This window comes from Mojavia sp. (assembly GCF_059505145.1).
Genome location: NZ_JCACKA010000047.1, coordinates 89,165 through 105,419 on the forward strand (window position 1 = coordinate 89,165; position 16,255 = coordinate 105,419).

Below are 16,255 nucleotides of genomic sequence, written 5' to 3' on the forward strand. Positions count from 1 at the left end.
GAGTGAGGAGCCGCTAACGCGTTCTTGTACTTCTCACTCCTAAATTTTTCTGGAATTTCAGCAACCTCTGGCAATATTGATTCAAGGTAAAGTTAAGTTAAATGTAAATTTTAGAGGCTGATTTCAGTCCAGATAGGCAAAAGTAGCTAGCGCACAAAATATTTAAGTTATTTCCCGAAATTTATGGATAACTCCCCAATGGTTGCTCAAGCGGATGCATCCTTACCTAATTACCCTCAAGAAAAGGCAATTTTAGTGGAGTCGGCAGTTAAATCAAATTCTCCAGCGAAAGAACAGCTAGGAAGTGACTTTGATCGGGCCATGATGCAGCGGTGTTTGGAACTTGCTCGTCGTGCTTTGGGACGCACTTCACCCAATCCGCTAGTGGGAGCAGTGATTGTCAAAGATGGAGAGATTGTTGGGGAAGGGTTTCATCCCCGCGCAGGTGAGCCTCATGCAGAAGTTTTTGCCTTGAAAGCAGCAGGAGATAGGGCTAGCGGTGCTACAGCTTATGTCAATCTCGAACCCTGCAATCACTATGGACGCACTCCTCCCTGTTCGGAAGCTTTGGTAAAGGCTGGAGTAGCAAAGGTGGTAGTGGGTATGGTAGATCCCAATCCACTCGTGGCTGGAGGCGGTATTGCGCGTTTACAAGCCGCGGGAATAGAAGTTTTAGTAGGAGTGGAAGAAGCAGCTTGCCGCCAACTCAATGAAGCCTTTGTTCATCGCATTCTCTATAAGCGCCCTTTAGGTATTTTGAAATATGCCATGACTTTAGATGGCAAAATTGCTACTACTTCTGGTCATAGCGCCTGGGTAACAAACCAAGCCGCCCGCAGTGAAGTCCATCAACTACGGGCGGCTTGTGATGCAGTAATTGTTGGTGGTAATACTGTGCGGCAAGACAATCCTTACTTAACAAGCCGTCAGGTGGGGGCGCATAATCCCTTGCGGGTGGTGATGAGTCGCCGTCTCAATTTGCCAGAAACTGCCCGTTTGTGGCAAACTACAGACGCTCCCACGTTGGTGATGACGGAGGTAGGAGCTAACCCTCATTTTCAAGAATTTTTGCTCAAACAAGGAGTGGAGGTAGTAAAATTCACATCACTGACACCTGACGGGGCAATGGCACACTTGTATGAGCGGGGTTTTTGTAGCGTGTTGTGGGAGTGTGGTGGTACTTTAGCTGCTAGTGCGATCGCTCAAAGAGCGGTACAAAAAATTCTTGCCTTTATTGCTCCTAAAATTATTGGTGGTAACCATGCCCCCACACCTGTGGGTGATTTAGGTTTTACCACCATGGACGAGGCTTTGCCTTTAGAAAATGTTCGTTGGCGCGTGATTGGTTCCGACTGCTTAGTAGAGGCTTATTTTCATCAAAAAAGTCAATAGTTAATAACCAAGATTTATTACTTGGAACTACGGACTAATTCATTGCGATTCTGTTATTATTAACACTGCCGCTCATAAACAAGATCGCGAATGAGAGCGAGACGAGATTGAATGTAATCACTGAGGAAATCGGTTTCCTTGGGTTCTAAAAACGCTTGGGTGTTGGTTTGTTTTACCAACCACTGCACCAAGCTAGCATCGTCTAGCTGCAAGAGGGTCTTGGCGTGGGAAGTTTCAACCACAGACCAAAGCTGACGCATAATGGTGGGAGTCATTAGACCTCAATTTAATAATTAGCTTAGCTTCTTTCAGATTACACAATTCCGATAGCAAATCATGCCATGAGTATAGAAGCTGAGACAAGTATTATCAAAAGCTTAATATAGCGATTTATAACTTTATAAAGTTTAAGAATTAGTAAATCAAATTGATAATTTGAAAAACGCACTGAGCGCCTTATTTGTATATGGAATAGTAGTTTTAGAACATATAACAGTAGGATTTACTGTTATATGCAATACATTCTAAGATCGTACTGTAGATATACTTATTATATTTACAGCAAGAAGTTATAGCAATCCGATTTGATTTCTGAATCACTCGTAGAGGTAAGGGACTGGGGATTGGGGACTGGGGACTGGGAAGAAGGAATAAAGGTGTACTGAATTTTGTTCAAAAATCAAATATGAGTCCTATAGATTAAATTGTTGGTTTTGAAACCGCTAACTGGAGAATGTCACTCTTCATAATCTACCCAGCTATTAGCCGTTTCTGAAACTCGGACTTTGAGTTGCACATCTGATGGTAAGCGCTTCTGAGTTTGCTCGTAAATGTACTTGGCAATCATCTCAGCAGTTGTTTCGTATTCAGGAGGTAAGACTTCGTTAAGAATACAGTGGTCAAGTCCTCCTTTAGATACATCTTGTTTAGCCCAACGTAAAGTCCTAAAGTCAGCTACCATGACTGGGTGTGGACAGTATTCTGAAGAGTGCAGTTGTGATGATTTTGCCTCAATTCTAACTTTATAAGTATGCCCGTGCATCCGACCACAAGGCCCATCGTAATCTTTGATGTAGTGAGCGCTATCAAATGTAAATTCTGTTACTAGTTTCCATTTGGGCATATTAATATGACCTCGTAGCCAATTCTTAAATAAATGCTCATGTCACTTTATCTCATTACCAACCATAACAAGGTATTTACAAGTATTGCTTAATTCTTGATGACACAGTTATGAGCTAGCTTTTAAGTAAAATGTAATGAAGTGCGGTTTCGCTACGCGCACTGCCCTTGCGGGCAATTGCCAACAATGATTACACAGTAATTAACTACCTTTTCCCTATCAACTAATAAAGCAGTAATATTTATTTATATAAAATGCAGAGGTTACAATTACCTCTTTGAAATCTCAAGTCAAGTAGAAATTCCTCAACAAGCCTGTACTGGACTATTTTTAGCGTTCAAAGGTTTGATATTTGTCAGTATTGTAACAGCTAATAAGCGATTCAAAATTTAAAATTAAATAAAATAATTACTGGAAGCATTTTAGCTATTAAGTGCAGACACATTAAATACGTGAAAGCTTATTATTAATCAATAACTAGGAGTTGAGAAGCCTGATAGCTCTCAACTCCATCCTCAAACATCTATCCACAAATTTTAGAAGTGCTATTGTTTGTCTACAATTGGGCGACCTTGAGTATCTATATCTAACTCTTCGCGTCTTACTGTATCAGTAGTTTCAACTGTGTCTGTATCTACAACCTTCTGGACTCGAACTTCTTCGCGTACAACAGCTTCTTTACTTATATCAGGCGTTTCTTCATAAATTTCCACACGAGCAACTTCACCATCATGAAATGCATTTTGAGGATTAATTGGCGTAGTATCTGTAGGACTTGTGCGCTCAATCACTACGCGCTCTTTTTCTACAGGTATTGCAACACGAGCAGTGTCTGTTTCCACGTGTTTACCAATTGTAACTTCTCCAGCCTTGCGGCGTTGTTTATTAGCTATCAACCGTTCTTCATACAGTTTTAAAGTTTGACCATCCTGTTCGTTAACGTTATATAAAGATGGTTCTTGGTCATAACTGTAAGTGTCACGATCATAGATAGCAGGTTGCATTACTCCAGAAGTAGCAACAGAGCCACGATAAACACCGCGTACTTGCTCTTCATAGTCGTAGTCAATTTTTTCCAAATCATCCAAGTTTGGCAGACTTTCTACTTGCTCTCTGGTTAGCCCATAGACATAAATTCGTTTGCTATTGTAATCAACGTTGGCGCGTCCTACAGGTAGCAACACTTTTTTGCCAAAAATCCAAAATCCTGTATCTACAATAAAATAGCGGAATTTACCAGTCTGTTCATCTACCAAAACATCAGATACAGAGCCAACTTTATCATCGCCTTGAGCATAGACATCTAAATTCTTGATATCATCTAATTCCGAGGAGTGATCACGATAATCGGGGTAAAAATCTTCAAGTTTTACAAGTGCCATCTTATTTTCCTTTGTTCTATGTTGTGTGTGTTATTATCATGCTAGTTTTTCCATACAATTAATTCCTCTTACTATTGAATGATTAATCAAAATAATTTAAGTTAGTTAACACAAAATTATTAAATAAATCATAAAAAAATATCATCTGCCAAATTTAGCAAATTCTAAGATAGAAATATTATCAAAATGTGGCTAACTATCGAATGCGTCAATCATAGTAATTAAATTTAATAAAGATAAATGATATCTAACTGGATGAATTTATCATCGGTTGTTTTCGCCAAAGGATTTGAATATATTGTAAATAACAGCGAAATCAGCAGTTAGCGATCGCTTGCAACTAAAGTATTAAAGGGCTAACAAAACAATTGCATAAGCTCCTGCACCAAGAGCAAAAGCCCAGAAGCAGCTTTTTCTTTCTTCTGGTAGTTCTTCTTTAAGAACATTGAGGACAACATTACCGACTAAAAAAGCGCGGCTGCGCGCAGTCGCTTTAAGAAATCGCAGTTTTCCAAATAATATTCCAGATAATAGCTAAACTGATGGCACACGAAGCAGCACTCATACTTTTGCCTTATGTTAGAGCAGGAATCACTTTCTCGCTAAAGACTTCGATAAATTGCTGCTGCTCCCGGTTGACATTGTGCAGAATTAGTTCGTCAAACCCCAGCTCAACATCTTTTTGCAACCATTCGATGTGCTGTTGAGGATTTGCCGAAATGCGGACATGTTCATATAGTTCTTTTGGCTGTACACACTCACCCGCAGCATCAAACTGTTGCGGGGTGCGTAATTCTGTCATTAAAATGTTCTTAAAAATGTTGTTACGCCATTGCTGATGCGCTTTTTGTAGCGCTGTATCTTCGTTGCGATCGTAGGAAAGCTGCACTTTTAAAATCATTGGTTTGCCTTCCCCTCCTCCTCTACGAAAGGCATCGACAACTTTTTTTAACTTCTCTGGGGGGCGAGAAATGGTAATTAATCCATCTGCCCAACTACCCAACCACTCTGCGGTTTCAGCAGTGACAGCAGCACCGATGATCAGGGGTAGTTTTTCTGGGCGAGTATAAAGCTTTGCTTCTTCAACGCAGATTAGACCGCGATGGGTGACAGTTTCTCCCTGCCAAAGGGCACGGATTATATCTACACATTCTTTGAGACGAGCATTGCGATCGCTTTTACAAGGCCATTTGTCTCCAGTAATATGTTCATTGAGTGCTTGACCACTGCCTACGGTGAGCCAAAAGCGGTTAGGAAACATCTCTGCCAAAGTAGCAGCTGCTTGGGCAATAATAGCCGGATGATAGCGCTGTCCTGGGGCACAAACAACTCGATAGGAAAGTGTAGGGGTTGCTTGCATAGCTGCACCAAGCCAAGACCAGGCGAAACCACTTTGGCCTTGTTCTTCACTCCAAGGAAAGAAGTGGTCGGAAGAAAGAGCAAGAGTAAAACCTCCTTGTTCTGCAATTTGGGTATATTTCAGCAGTTCGCTGGGTTTGAATTGTTCATGGGAAGCGTGATATCCAATCTTGACCATAAAAGTTTTTCCCAGTTTTACGAAATTAACTCAAAGCTTATATATAGTTAAGTTGCTAAAATCCAAGAGTCAAAGAGCTAGGTTGCAGCCTTTCCAGCACCTCACCTAGCGCCTTAACTGGACTAACATCAGATTGAAGTGCTGCTTAAATTATGAAGTGAATCTTGGTAATCCCAGCTAGCATAAAATTGTGCGTTTAATTACTGCTAGCGTAAGCAATAGTAGTGAGCAAAGCATTCTCCGACTGACGGGAATCAAGACGGGTATGTTGGACAACTATTGGCACATCTGACTCAATGACGCTGGCATAATCGGTATCGTGAGGAATGGGTTCGGGGTCAGTGAGGTCGTTGAAGCGTAGGTGTTTAGTGCGCCTTGCTGGTACAACTATCCGATAAGGGCCAACTGGTTCGCGATCGCTGAAGTAAATTGTAATTTCTACATGGGCATCTTGGTCAGAAGCATTCAATAAGCAGGCGGTTTCATGGCTGGTAAACTGTGGTTCCGGCCCATGACTGTAAGCGGGGATGTACCCTTCAGCGATCGCCCAACGTGTTTGTCCTATCGATTTACTCATTAGTAAGTTGCCTCCTGTATGTGTTAACTCTCTTGTTTATTTATGTCGTGATTAAAAATTATGTTCTCATTGCAAACATGATTCAGAATTTTTTCAAGCATGGCAACAATCTTTGTAAACATGAGCCAAAATACGAATCAGAAAATTGGCATTACTGATTGACGGGACGAATTTTGTTTCGCGCAAAAGCGCGAAGAATCAATCTTTAGCTTTGGTCAAAACTCTGAATTCATCCCGCATTTATGCAACACAAGAAAATTAATTTCTACTGATACGATTTCTACTGTTTGCCAATCTTTCTGAATAAGATTTCAGCAATGGATGATCCTCTTCATTAATACCGTACAAAGAGGATATATTTTCAGACATATAAGTTTCGCAGTCAATAAATGGATTTATCGATGCTGGCAGATGAATTGTTTTGTGATCTGCATGAGGAACTGATAAAGATGCAACTTCACCCAAAGCTACTGGATCATAGGGTATGTTCGGAGCGAGCAGATTTCCTAATGAGTCAACACCATGTAGTGAATCGATACCAACGTTAGTAGCGCCAAAAAGATAACCTGCTCTTACCCATTCTTCATATTCATCATCAATCCGTAACGCTTCAGCAAACTCAGGTAAATTTTCTGCTTGCTCCTTAGTCAAACCTTTGGCGTAAACTCGTTGTTGATCATAGTCAATCCGAGAACGCCCAATAGGGAGTAATACCTGTTTACCGAAAATCCAGAATCCTAAATCAACAATGAAATATCGAAAGCTACCATCATTTTCATCAACTAAAATATTTTTGACAGAGCCAATTTTCTGATTTGCAGTATCAGAATATACGCTGTAATCAATAATGTTTTGAGCACCAAAAATTTTCGAGTAATCGGGATTGAAATCCTCAATTTTTAATAGTGCCACGATTTATCCTCGATTTTGACTATGCTAGGTACAGTCAAATTTTGGCGAATAGCAGTAAAAGACTCATCAATCAAAAGTCAAGTTGTAATTTCTACCTTTAGGAGGCTATTTTTACTTATGCAAGCTCAACTAGACCCGTAACTACTGAGATGATACTTCCCTGGTGTTGGATTGGCGTTGGTTTTGGTGTTTTCCGTGGTAGCCTGCGGCAAAGTCTTTGGGGAACAGGAACGCAAAGATGCAAAGATGCAGGGAAAATAGCTGTATGAATGTAACTTAGGATGAGTTGACTGTTATCTCCTGGCTAACCATATTGTGGGTATTCTTTCGCTAGCATTTATTCCGTAAGAATAAAGTGTATTTGTTAGCAGGGAATATGGTAGTCACAAAAGCTGGTAAACAGACTTATGGACTGGAGTGCTTCTTTTCTAGCTTGTATGGTAAACCTGTAGTCTGGGTTGTCTTTCTAATTTTTAGATATCTCACCACTAAAAAATATAGGTAAATAGTTAGTATAATCTATATCTATCAAGCAAACAACAGTCTATCGATTGAACTCTTTTATCAACTTCGTAGTATAAAATACATGAATTACAGGTTAGTGCTTAACCTGTGCCTTATTTCAACCTGCTTTGTACGACTCTTAGTCACACAGCAGGTTTTTCTAAAGCTTACTTATGAGTCAAACATACATAGTTTGATTGTTTGGCCGTTCCATATTTGCCCTGTGTCAATGGGATTTGAATGACAAATTCTGTTCCTTTACCCAAAGTTGAAAAACAAGCCAACTTTCCATGATGCCTTTCGGCAATAATCTGATGGCTAATCGACATACCAATTCCTGTTCCTTTGCCTATGGGTTTTGTGGTAAAAAATGGCTCAAAAATTTGCTGCTGAAGATGTTCAGGAATCCCAATTCCATTATCTTGTATTGTAATTTCTACCCATTGTTCTGCTGTCAGAGAAGTCCGAATTGTAATTTGAGCAGGATGATCTTTAATCTCTTGATAGGATTTTTGGGTAGTGCTTTCTTCCAGTGCATCTATTGCATTTGTGAGAATGTTCATAACTACCTGATTGAGTGAGCCAGGATAACACTCGACATCGGGCAAATTACTATAATCTTTGACAACCGTAATTTCTGGACACTCTGGTTTTGCTTTGAGACGGTGTTGCAAAATCATGAGTGTATTATCAATTCCTTCATGAATGTTCACAGTTTTCAGTTCAGCCTCATCTAGGCGCGAGAAATTTCGCAGTGACAGTACAATTTGTCGGATGCGATCGCTTCCCACTTTCATGGAGGCTAAGATTTTTGGCAAATCTTCTTGGAGAAACTCTAAATCAACTTCTTCGGTTAGCCTTTGAATTTGCGATGGTGGAGGAAATTTAGCTTGGTAAGCTTTCACAATGCTCAACAGACTCTCTGCATATTCTTGGACATGAGCCAAGTTGCCGTAAATAAAGTTAACTGGGTTATTGATTTCATGTGCAACGCCTGCAACTAATTGTCCCAAGCTCGACATTTTTTCTTGTTGAACTAACTGAGTGTGCGTCTGCTTAAGTTCTGTCATAGCTTTTTCCAAGAGTTGGTTTTTGTTCTCCAGTTCCATCTTTGATGCGAAGATCTGACTGAAACAAGCGAGTAAATCAAAACTTTTGTAAAAGCTGAGAAATCGTAATGCAATAACAACTGTGAGAAAGTCTGCTACTGTTTGCCAGAGGAGTGAATGAATTAACCCCAGCATTTTCAGCCCATGCAAGCCGTGACCAAAGGCGCAACTGAAGAAAATAATAGCCACTGTAACCACAAGTGAGTCAACTCCAGCCACCCGATTACGCCAAACCCCGTAGGCGATTACACTACCAATTATCCAATAACAGCAAGAAATGACGAAGTTTTCGCCAACTATTAACCAAGTGAGTTGATCTGCCTCGAAAACATGATGCATAAATTTGCTCGTACCTGAAGAGTTATGATCTTCAAAGTACCCATTTCACGCTCAGTAACTACAAAATTGCAGCTTTTATGTAAATTTGGGCACATGGGTCTGCGATTAGCTACTTATTAAGCATACATTGCCATGCTTCTAGCTTGATCAATTTAACATTGTGCTATTAATGCTCTTAAAATGTCGCGCTTGTTGGTAAAGTAACCACGTTTCTTGTGTAAGACTTATAAACCACCTCCGCAGCAGAGACTGCTGGGTATTTTCTTAGTATATTTAATAAATTTACAGAAATATTTACAACCTGTTCTCTACTGAATTACTACCGCCTAATACCGTTTTTTACGCAAGTGTGCAACTTATAATTGCTTCTGTAGCTGCGGTTTTGAAGGGTAACCAATTTGTTGCAATATCTCGGATAACTGGTATAATTCCTCAAATTGTTAAACTCCTCTTGGGTAAAACCTCCCATTGGGGGGATGTAGCAAAAGAACAAGAAAAAACAATTCTTGAAAAAATTCCCAAAATAATGTTGCCCAGTTATGAGAGAATAAACTAGTACATTTGAATTACTCTCAGGGTGCATAACTACTAAACGTCTTTTGGTGCAAAATTAACCCCCATGCTCTTGGGGGTTTTTTCATGTAAATTTGCAGCTTCAACAGTATCTGCATAGCGCATGATGATTAACCCACTTCAGATGGAGTTAATTTGCGCTGATTTTTACTATTATCAACGGTGCTGATGAGTAAGTTAAATCAAATGAATGCAGAGATATCTTCTGTTTGGCAAAAAATTTCCGACAAGATCCAGAGATTCTTCTATCGCTTTCGTATTCCTATCACTATCAAAGCCATTTCTTGGATAGTAATTCTAGGTTGCTTACTAACTGTAGTACCAGTACAAGCGCAACAAAGACCAACTGCTGCCATTACACTCGATGGCCGCCAATTATTTAAAGTCAGTGAAGCAGGTCAATTTAGTGCCGAGAATCGTGCTGCTGATGCCAATTTGATTTTAAAACAAGCAGTGCGCTCCACTGAACCTGTGAAAGTTGAGATTATCGAAGATAATCAATTGCCCGTTGTCAGGGTGAATGGTCGCCACTTGGTGACAGTGACTTCACAAGACACTCCGACTGGTAGAACACAACAAGAACAGGCTGAAATTTGGGCGCAAAGAATTACTGAGGGAATTAGAGAAGGTCAACAAGAACGAAGGTTAAGTTATATCTGGAGGGCAATATTATTTGTATTCTTGTCAGTAGTCAGTGCATTTATTCTACATCAAATTTTAGGTTGGATTTGGTGCTACTGGTTACGAAGGCTAGTGCCAAGGGCAGCAAATGATCCAGAAACGGGAGCGCAACCCAAAGGAATTGAATTATTTTTGCAATTGACACTTTCCTTAGTGCGTGCTGGAGTGTGGTTAGGAGCTATTATTTACATTACAGACTTATTTCCATTAACGCGAGAGTGGAGCCAGCGCATTACTAATATTCTTCGGATGAGTCTGACATCACCTGTTATTTCTCTTGGTGAAAGTTCGTATTCAGTTATTAATATATTGATTTTAATAAGTTTATTTTTTGGATTGCTAGCTGTTGCAGGAGCAGTGACAAATTTGTTGCGATCGCGTGTACTTCAAATCACAAGTGTTAGTCGCGGCGTTCAACAGTCTATCGCAGTTATTATTAACTATAGCTTAATATTTATCGGCACTGTTATTTTACTCCAAATTTGGGGTTTAGATATCAGTTCTCTGGCAATTTTAGCTAGTATCTTGGGTGTAGCAATCGGATTTGGTTTGCAAGGAGTAGCAAAAGAATTAATCAGTGGCTTAGTTATTACTTTTGAACGCTCGATTCAAATTGGAGATTTTGTAGAAATTGGTGAATATATGGGAACAGTAGAACGGTTCACTGCCCGCAGTATTCACATCCATACTTTAGATGACATATTGGTGATTGTACCCAATTCTCGTTTATTAGATAAAGAAGTAGTGAATTGGAGCCATCACAACCGTGTGTCTCGTTTAGTATTACCCGTGCGTTTGGCTTATAAATCAGATTTGAATCACGTGCGTTCTGCACTGCTGGAAGCAGCAAATAATCATCCTGATGTTTTAAATAAGCCAGCACCAAAAGTTTGGTTTAAAGGATTCGGTGAAGATTCTTTAGATTTTCAGTTGCTAGTTTGGATTTCAAAACCTAGAAGGCAATTTCAAATTAAAAGTGACCTTTACTTTCAAATAGATGAAAGTTTACGACTACATAATATTCAAATTCCCTTTCCACAACGTTCACTTCATGTCCGATCAGGAAGTTTGCCATTAAAAATTTCACCTAAGTTAGAAGATTCTTTGTCTCAACTTTCTGCTATGTTAACTAATTGGTTACAAAAGCAATCCCAGAATGATAACTCTAACGGCTCATTTAATTCATCAACAAAGCATCAAAGAAAATAAAGAAGATGATGCCCATTAAATATTTACTATCCACTTTAAAAAAGCGCTATAATTTTTATAAACAATACTGCTGTTATCTGAAATATTTACGGTTCAATAATTTTAGCTATTTTGTTATTAAATTATTTTTTTACCAATTTTAAATCAAATTGTGCCACAAATACTGTAAAATTTTAAAGCAGCGAAGTTTATCGATGTTATCCGCCAAGTGCCTGAATTAAAACCAAACTGTTGAAGAACTTCTATGGGAAAATAACATCTATTGAATGTATATGCCCATGAACGAACAGCGTCAGCAAGTCTATTTTGAACTCATTCAAAGCCTGTTGAATTGTCCTAGCGGCGAAGAATTGGAGATTTTGGAGGCGAACCGAGAGATACTTGATGCTGACTTAACACAAAAGATGCTGGAAAAGGCAAGTAATCTACTAAAGCAAGGTGAACAAAACCAAGCTAATCGTTTAATGAATATGGCAGGACGGTTGCTTGGAGTGTATAGTAATTTATCATCAACTGCTAAAGGACAAGAATACTTGTATTTCTTGATGCAGGCGCTGGAACTAACAGCAGATAGCAGATGCGATGCACAGGTTGTTTATCCCTTGCTGGCTGCAAATACAGATAAACTCAATTTGAATCTAGTAAAAGAATTGCGGCATTGGGCAAGTAAAGCCTTGACACAAGTAGAAGCAGAGATAGCACAATCAAGGGCTGTAGATGTATTTAATTTTAGTACTTTAATTGAACAATTCTCTTTGGGTAACAAAGCCAGCAACATAGAAATTGCCATTACTGGCTATGAAATAGTATTAACAGTATTTACTCGTGAAGCTTTTCCTGTTGAATGGGCTGCGACGCAAAATAACTTGGGATATGCTTATTACCAGAGAATACTTGGAGACAAAGCCAACAACATCGAAGTTTCCATTGCTGCATCTCAAGCAGCTTTGAGGGTTTACACTCGTGAAGCTTTTCCTGTTGAATGGGCTTCCGCGCAAAATACCTTGGGAACTGCTTATTACCAGAGAATACTTGGAGACAAAGCCAGCAATATTGAAGTTTCCATCGCTGCATTTCAAGCTGCTTTGAGTGTTTACACTTGCGAAGTTTTTCCTGTTGATTGGGCTTCTACGCAACATAACTTGGGAATTGCTTATTACCAGAGAGTACTTGGAGACAAAGCCAACAATATTGCAGTTTCCATCGCTGCATTTCAAGCGGCTTTAAGTGTTTACACTCGTGAAGCTTTTCCTGTTGAATGGGCTTCGATACAAAATAACTTGGGAATTGCTTACAGTGACAGAATACTCAAAGACAAAGCAAACAATATCGAAGTTGCGATCGCTGCATTTCAAGCGGCTTTAAGTGTTTACACTCGTGAAGCTTTTTCTGTTGATTGGGCTTCGACACAAAGTAACTTAGGGCTTGCTTATAGCCAGAGAATACTTGGAGACAAAGCCAACAACATTGAAGTTGCGATCGCTGCATTCCAAGCGGCTTTAAATGTTTACACTCGTGAAGCTTTTCCTGTTGATTGGGCTTCGACACAAAATAACTTAGGGCTTGCTTATAGCCAGAGAATACTTGGAGACAAAGCCAACAACATTGAAGTTGCGATCGCTGCATTCCAAGCGGCTTTAAATGTTTACACTCGTGAAGCTTTTCCTGTTGATTGGGCTTCGACACAAAATAACTTGAGACTTGCTTACAGTAAGAGAATACCCAAAGACAAAGCCAACAACATCGAAGTTTCCATCGCTGCATTCCAAGCTGCTTTAAGTGTTTACACTCGCGCGGCTTTTCCTGTTGAATTGGCAGATAGTGACTATTAGAAGGTTATGTTGGTTTGCTTCATGCCAATGGGCTGAGACAAGAGGTGGAAGCAATTAAAGAAAAATACTACCTTCACAAATCTGAGAAATTATCTTAATTTGTGATGAATTACCTATTTAAATCTAAATTACCGACTTCTAATAAAAGTCGGAAATCTGGAAATTTTAATTTTCACAAATCAGTTAGGATTGATATACATACACTCCTAGCAAATTATTTTTAATCAAAACAGGAATTAAAAATTTAACTATGGCTCAACAACCGATACAAGTAATTGGAGGTGGACTAGCTGGGACAGAAGCAGCATGGCAAATAGCCCAGGCTGGAGTGCCTGTAATTTTGCATGAAATGCGTCCAAATCGCTTTAGTCCTGCCCATCATACAGAACATTTAGCGGAATTAGTATGTAGTAATTCCTTTGGGGCAATGGCAAGCGATCGCGCCACTGGATTATTGCACGAAGAACTGCGGCAACTTAATTCTATTGTCATTGCCAAAGCTGATGAACACGCTGTTCCGGCTGGTGGGGCGCTAGCAGTAGATAGAGGGCAATTTGGCCAGGACTTAACAGAAACTCTGGCTAGCCATCCTTTAATTGAATTTTGCCGAGGTGAAATACCTGCTATTCCTGAAGGAATTGTAGTGTTGGCGACTGGGCCTTTAACTAGTCCTGATTTAGCTGAAGATATACGCCGCTTAACAGGGATGGAATACCTGAGCTTTTTCGATGCGGCTAGCCCAATCGTTGTAGGAGAATCGATTAACCGCGATATTGCTTTTATGGCTTCCCGCTATGACAAAGGCGAAGCTGCTTATCTCAACTGTCCAATGAATAAGGAGCAATACCTGCACTTTTGGGAAGAACTCAAGAAAGCCGAACAAACAGAATTGAAGGATTTTGAGCGGGAAACAGCGAAATTTTTTGAAGCCTGTCTACCCATTGAAGAACAAGCACTGCGCGGTGAAGACACGATGCGTTATGGCCCTCTCAAGCCAGTAGGGTTGTCTGATAGCCGTACAGGGGAACGTCCTTACGCGGTTGTGCAGTTGCGACAAGAAGACAAAGCCGGTCAGCTTTGGAACATGGTAGGATTCCAAACTAATCTGCGTTGGGGTGAGCAAAAGCGGGTATTCCGGTTAATTCCAGGTTTGGAAAATGCAGAATTTGTGCGGTTGGGAGTGATGCATCGCAACACTTTTATTAATGCTCCCCAACTAATGCATCCGAGTCTGCAATTTAAACAGCGTCCTAACTTACTGGCGGCTGGACAATTGATTGGTACTGAAGGCTACACCGCCGCGGCTGCTGGTGGCTGCTTGGCAGGAATTAATGCTGCACGACTAGCTTTAGGGAAAGAAGCTCTAACCCTACCACCCACAACGATGATGGGTGCGCTGTTTGAGTTTATCAGTTCCGCTTCGCCCAAGCACTTCCAACCAATGCCGCCCAACTTTGGCATTTTCCCAGAACTGGGTGTGAAAATCAAAAATAAACAAGAGCGTTACGGACGTTACCGCGATCGCTCTTTGGCTGATTTAACAAACTGGAAAGTAAATTATCGTAATTCGTAATTATCAAAGCACAGATGCACATCGATGTAGACGCAAAGCGGCTTCCGCAGGGTACACAGATATTTATCTGTAGTTAATATTAGTATTAATTAATACCCTTGCTTAAGGCTGACATAGTTGGAATGTTTATGTTACAACTTGGCAGATAAATTTGACAGCGCGTTGCAGTGGGTGAATCGAATTTTGGAAAAAATGCTCATAGTGATTGGAAGTATTGCTGTGGTAAGCTTTACGGCATAGTAGTGCCATTGAGAAAAAACAATAAAATTTGGTGCATAATTTTATGCATTTGTTTGGTGTTTATCCCAATATTGCCAGTGCGTGCGGCGTCTACAGCATCAATTAATACTTTAAAACAACAGCAGCGACAAGTTAAGCAGCAGCGTCAAAATGTAGTTAAAGAGCGCGATCGCTTAACTAATCTGCAAAAAGAAGCTCAAAATCGCCTGAGTGGATTAAAGCAAAACTTACAAACTACCAATAGTCATATTCAAGACAGCGAGTTGCGATTAAAGTTGGCTACGCAACGCCTCCAGCAGTTGGAGGCTGATTTAGCTGTGGCGCAACGTTCCTATGAAGAACGCCAAGTCGCCACAGTAGCAAGATTACGGTTTCTTCAGCGATCGCCTGCAAGTCAAGGATGGGGAGTTTTGCTACAAAGCGAAAGTATTAGTGATTTTATCAGTCGTCGTCATCAGCTGAAGTTAGTCTACCAAGCAGATCAGCAGATTTTAGCAAAACTCAATGCACAAGCAAACGAGATTATCAAACAACAAACAGGAGTAGAACACCAAAAAAACGAAATTGCTTTAATTAGAGAGCAATTATTAGCGCAAAAAGCCGATTATCAAGCGCAAGCGCAGTCACAAACAGATTTAATTCAACGCCTAAACAGCGATCGCTTGGCCTTAGAAGCGGCGCAAAATCAGCTAGAGCAAGATTCGCAAAACCTAGAAGTTTTGATTCAACAAAAGGTAGCAGAAGCCAAAGCAAGAGTTGAGGCGCAGGCGAAGACTAACAGCAGCAGTAAAAACATTATCATTCGGGGAACTGGGATGCTGGCATATCCTAGCGATGCACCTACTAGCAGTCCCTTCGGTTGGCGGATGCATCCAGTTCTTGGTTATCGTCGCTTTCATGCAGGTATGGATTTTGCCGCTAGCTATGGTAGTACAATTCGGGCAGCTGATTCGGGAACAGTAATTTTTGCTGGATGGTATGGTGGTTATGGCAAAGCTGTAATAATTGACCACGGCAAAGGCGTTACTACACTTTACGGACATACCAGCGAATTATATGTTTCCGAAGGGCAAGGAGTTCAACGCGGACAAGCGATCGCTGCTGTGGGTTCCACCGGTTTGTCTACCGGGCCCCATCTCCATTTTGAAGTGCGACACAATGGTTCACCTGTAGACCCCGCTAATTATCTTTAATATTATGTCCGGTTGAAGGCTGATCATTAGGGCTGATCCCTGTTTTGTTACTACGGGGAAAGAGCATTTCGCGGTTTTT

General features: G+C 40.4%; 12 protein-coding genes. 5 read left to right on the forward strand and 7 right to left on the reverse strand.

Annotation, left to right across the window (positions count from 1 at the left end; all coding sequences use genetic code 11):
• Nucleotides 1-183 precede the first annotated feature (183 nt).
• Nucleotides 184-1,392 carry a bifunctional diaminohydroxyphosphoribosylaminopyrimidine deaminase/5-amino-6-(5-phosphoribosylamino)uracil reductase RibD gene (gene ribD / locus AC5JL8_RS07640; RefSeq protein WP_495879176.1) on the forward strand — a complete coding sequence of 403 codons (1,209 nt, stop codon included), beginning with the start codon at nt 184-186 and terminating at the stop codon, nt 1,390-1,392.
• 59 nt (nt 1,393-1,451) lie between these two features.
• On the opposite strand, the gene AC5JL8_RS07645 is transcribed toward ribD, so the two are convergent.
• The 7 genes from AC5JL8_RS07645 to AC5JL8_RS07675 form a co-directional block, all read right to left on the reverse strand.
• Entirely contained in the window at nt 1,452-1,667 is a 216-nt protein-coding gene (locus AC5JL8_RS07645; protein WP_495879177.1) for a hypothetical protein, read from the reverse strand.
• A gap of 461 nt (nt 1,668-2,128) precedes the next feature.
• Nucleotides 2,129-2,515: a 6-pyruvoyl trahydropterin synthase family protein gene (locus tag AC5JL8_RS07650; RefSeq protein ID WP_495879178.1), complete on the reverse strand. Its 387-nt coding sequence runs from the start codon at nt 2,513-2,515 to the stop codon at nt 2,129-2,131.
• Nucleotides 2,516-3,060: 545 nt separating this feature from the next.
• Nucleotides 3,061-3,897: a DUF2382 domain-containing protein gene (locus AC5JL8_RS07655; RefSeq protein WP_495879179.1), complete on the reverse strand. Its 837-nt coding sequence runs from the start codon at nt 3,895-3,897 to the stop codon at nt 3,061-3,063.
• Nucleotides 3,898-4,471: 574 nt separating this feature from the next.
• Nucleotides 4,472-5,434, reverse strand: coding sequence for a TIGR03885 family FMN-dependent LLM class oxidoreductase (locus AC5JL8_RS07660; protein ID WP_495879180.1), 963 nt, complete (start codon nt 5,432-5,434; stop codon nt 4,472-4,474).
• 196 nt (nt 5,435-5,630) lie between these two features.
• A complete protein-coding gene (locus AC5JL8_RS07665) occupies nt 5,631-6,011 on the reverse strand; it encodes a sensory rhodopsin transducer (RefSeq protein ID WP_495879181.1) in 381 nt (126 codons plus the stop codon).
• A gap of 258 nt (nt 6,012-6,269) precedes the next feature.
• Nucleotides 6,270-6,923: a PRC-barrel domain-containing protein gene (locus AC5JL8_RS07670; protein ID WP_495879182.1), complete on the reverse strand. Its 654-nt coding sequence runs from the start codon at nt 6,921-6,923 to the stop codon at nt 6,270-6,272.
• Nucleotides 6,924-7,594: 671 nt separating this feature from the next.
• Complete coding sequence (locus AC5JL8_RS07675) at nt 7,595-8,875, reverse strand: sensor histidine kinase (protein WP_495879183.1); 1,281 nt, start codon at nt 8,873-8,875, stop codon at nt 7,595-7,597.
• Nucleotides 8,876-9,616: 741 nt separating this feature from the next.
• Here AC5JL8_RS07675 and AC5JL8_RS07680 point away from each other — a divergent pair.
• The 4 genes from AC5JL8_RS07680 (at nt 9,617) to AC5JL8_RS07695 (ending at nt 16,176) form a co-directional block, all read left to right on the forward strand.
• Entirely contained in the window at nt 9,617-11,338 is a 1,722-nt protein-coding gene (locus tag AC5JL8_RS07680) for a mechanosensitive ion channel family protein (protein ID WP_495879184.1), read from the forward strand.
• A gap of 272 nt (nt 11,339-11,610) precedes the next feature.
• Complete coding sequence (locus AC5JL8_RS07685; protein ID WP_495879185.1) at nt 11,611-13,170, forward strand: tetratricopeptide repeat protein; 1,560 nt, start codon at nt 11,611-11,613, stop codon at nt 13,168-13,170.
• A 250-nt stretch (nt 13,171-13,420) separates the two neighbouring features.
• Nucleotides 13,421-14,743 carry an FADH(2)-oxidizing methylenetetrahydrofolate--tRNA-(uracil(54)-C(5))-methyltransferase TrmFO gene (gene trmFO, locus AC5JL8_RS07690; RefSeq protein ID WP_495879186.1) on the forward strand — a complete coding sequence of 441 codons (1,323 nt, stop codon included), beginning with the start codon at nt 13,421-13,423 and terminating at the stop codon, nt 14,741-14,743.
• Nucleotides 14,744-15,039: 296 nt separating this feature from the next.
• The gene (locus AC5JL8_RS07695) at nt 15,040-16,176 is read left to right on the forward strand and encodes a murein hydrolase activator EnvC family protein (RefSeq protein WP_495879187.1); all 1,137 of its coding nucleotides are present in this window, start codon (nt 15,040-15,042) and stop codon (nt 16,174-16,176) included.
• Nucleotides 16,177-16,255 lie beyond the last annotated feature (79 nt).

What these genes read in the sequence shown, in the direction of transcription:
- ribD (WP_495879176.1), top strand. Translation starts at nt 184, where the DNA reads ATGGATAACTCCCCAATGGTTGCTCAAGCGGATGCATCCTTACCTAAT.
- AC5JL8_RS07645 (WP_495879177.1), bottom strand. Translation starts at nt 1,667, where the DNA reads ATGACTCCCACCATTATGCGTCAGCTTTGGTCTGTGGTTGAAACTTCC.
- AC5JL8_RS07650 (WP_495879178.1), bottom strand. Translation starts at nt 2,515, where the DNA reads ATGCCCAAATGGAAACTAGTAACAGAATTTACATTTGATAGCGCTCAC.
- AC5JL8_RS07655 (WP_495879179.1), bottom strand. Translation starts at nt 3,897, where the DNA reads ATGGCACTTGTAAAACTTGAAGATTTTTACCCCGATTATCGTGATCAC.
- AC5JL8_RS07660 (WP_495879180.1), bottom strand. Translation starts at nt 5,434, where the DNA reads ATGGTCAAGATTGGATATCACGCTTCCCATGAACAATTCAAACCCAGC.
- AC5JL8_RS07665 (WP_495879181.1), bottom strand. Translation starts at nt 6,011, where the DNA reads ATGAGTAAATCGATAGGACAAACACGTTGGGCGATCGCTGAAGGGTAC.
- AC5JL8_RS07675 (WP_495879183.1), bottom strand. Translation starts at nt 8,875, where the DNA reads ATGCATCATGTTTTCGAGGCAGATCAACTCACTTGGTTAATAGTTGGC.
- AC5JL8_RS07680 (WP_495879184.1), top strand. Translation starts at nt 9,617, where the DNA reads ATGAGTAAGTTAAATCAAATGAATGCAGAGATATCTTCTGTTTGGCAA.
- AC5JL8_RS07685 (WP_495879185.1), top strand. Translation starts at nt 11,611, where the DNA reads ATGCCCATGAACGAACAGCGTCAGCAAGTCTATTTTGAACTCATTCAA.
- trmFO (WP_495879186.1), top strand. Translation starts at nt 13,421, where the DNA reads ATGGCTCAACAACCGATACAAGTAATTGGAGGTGGACTAGCTGGGACA.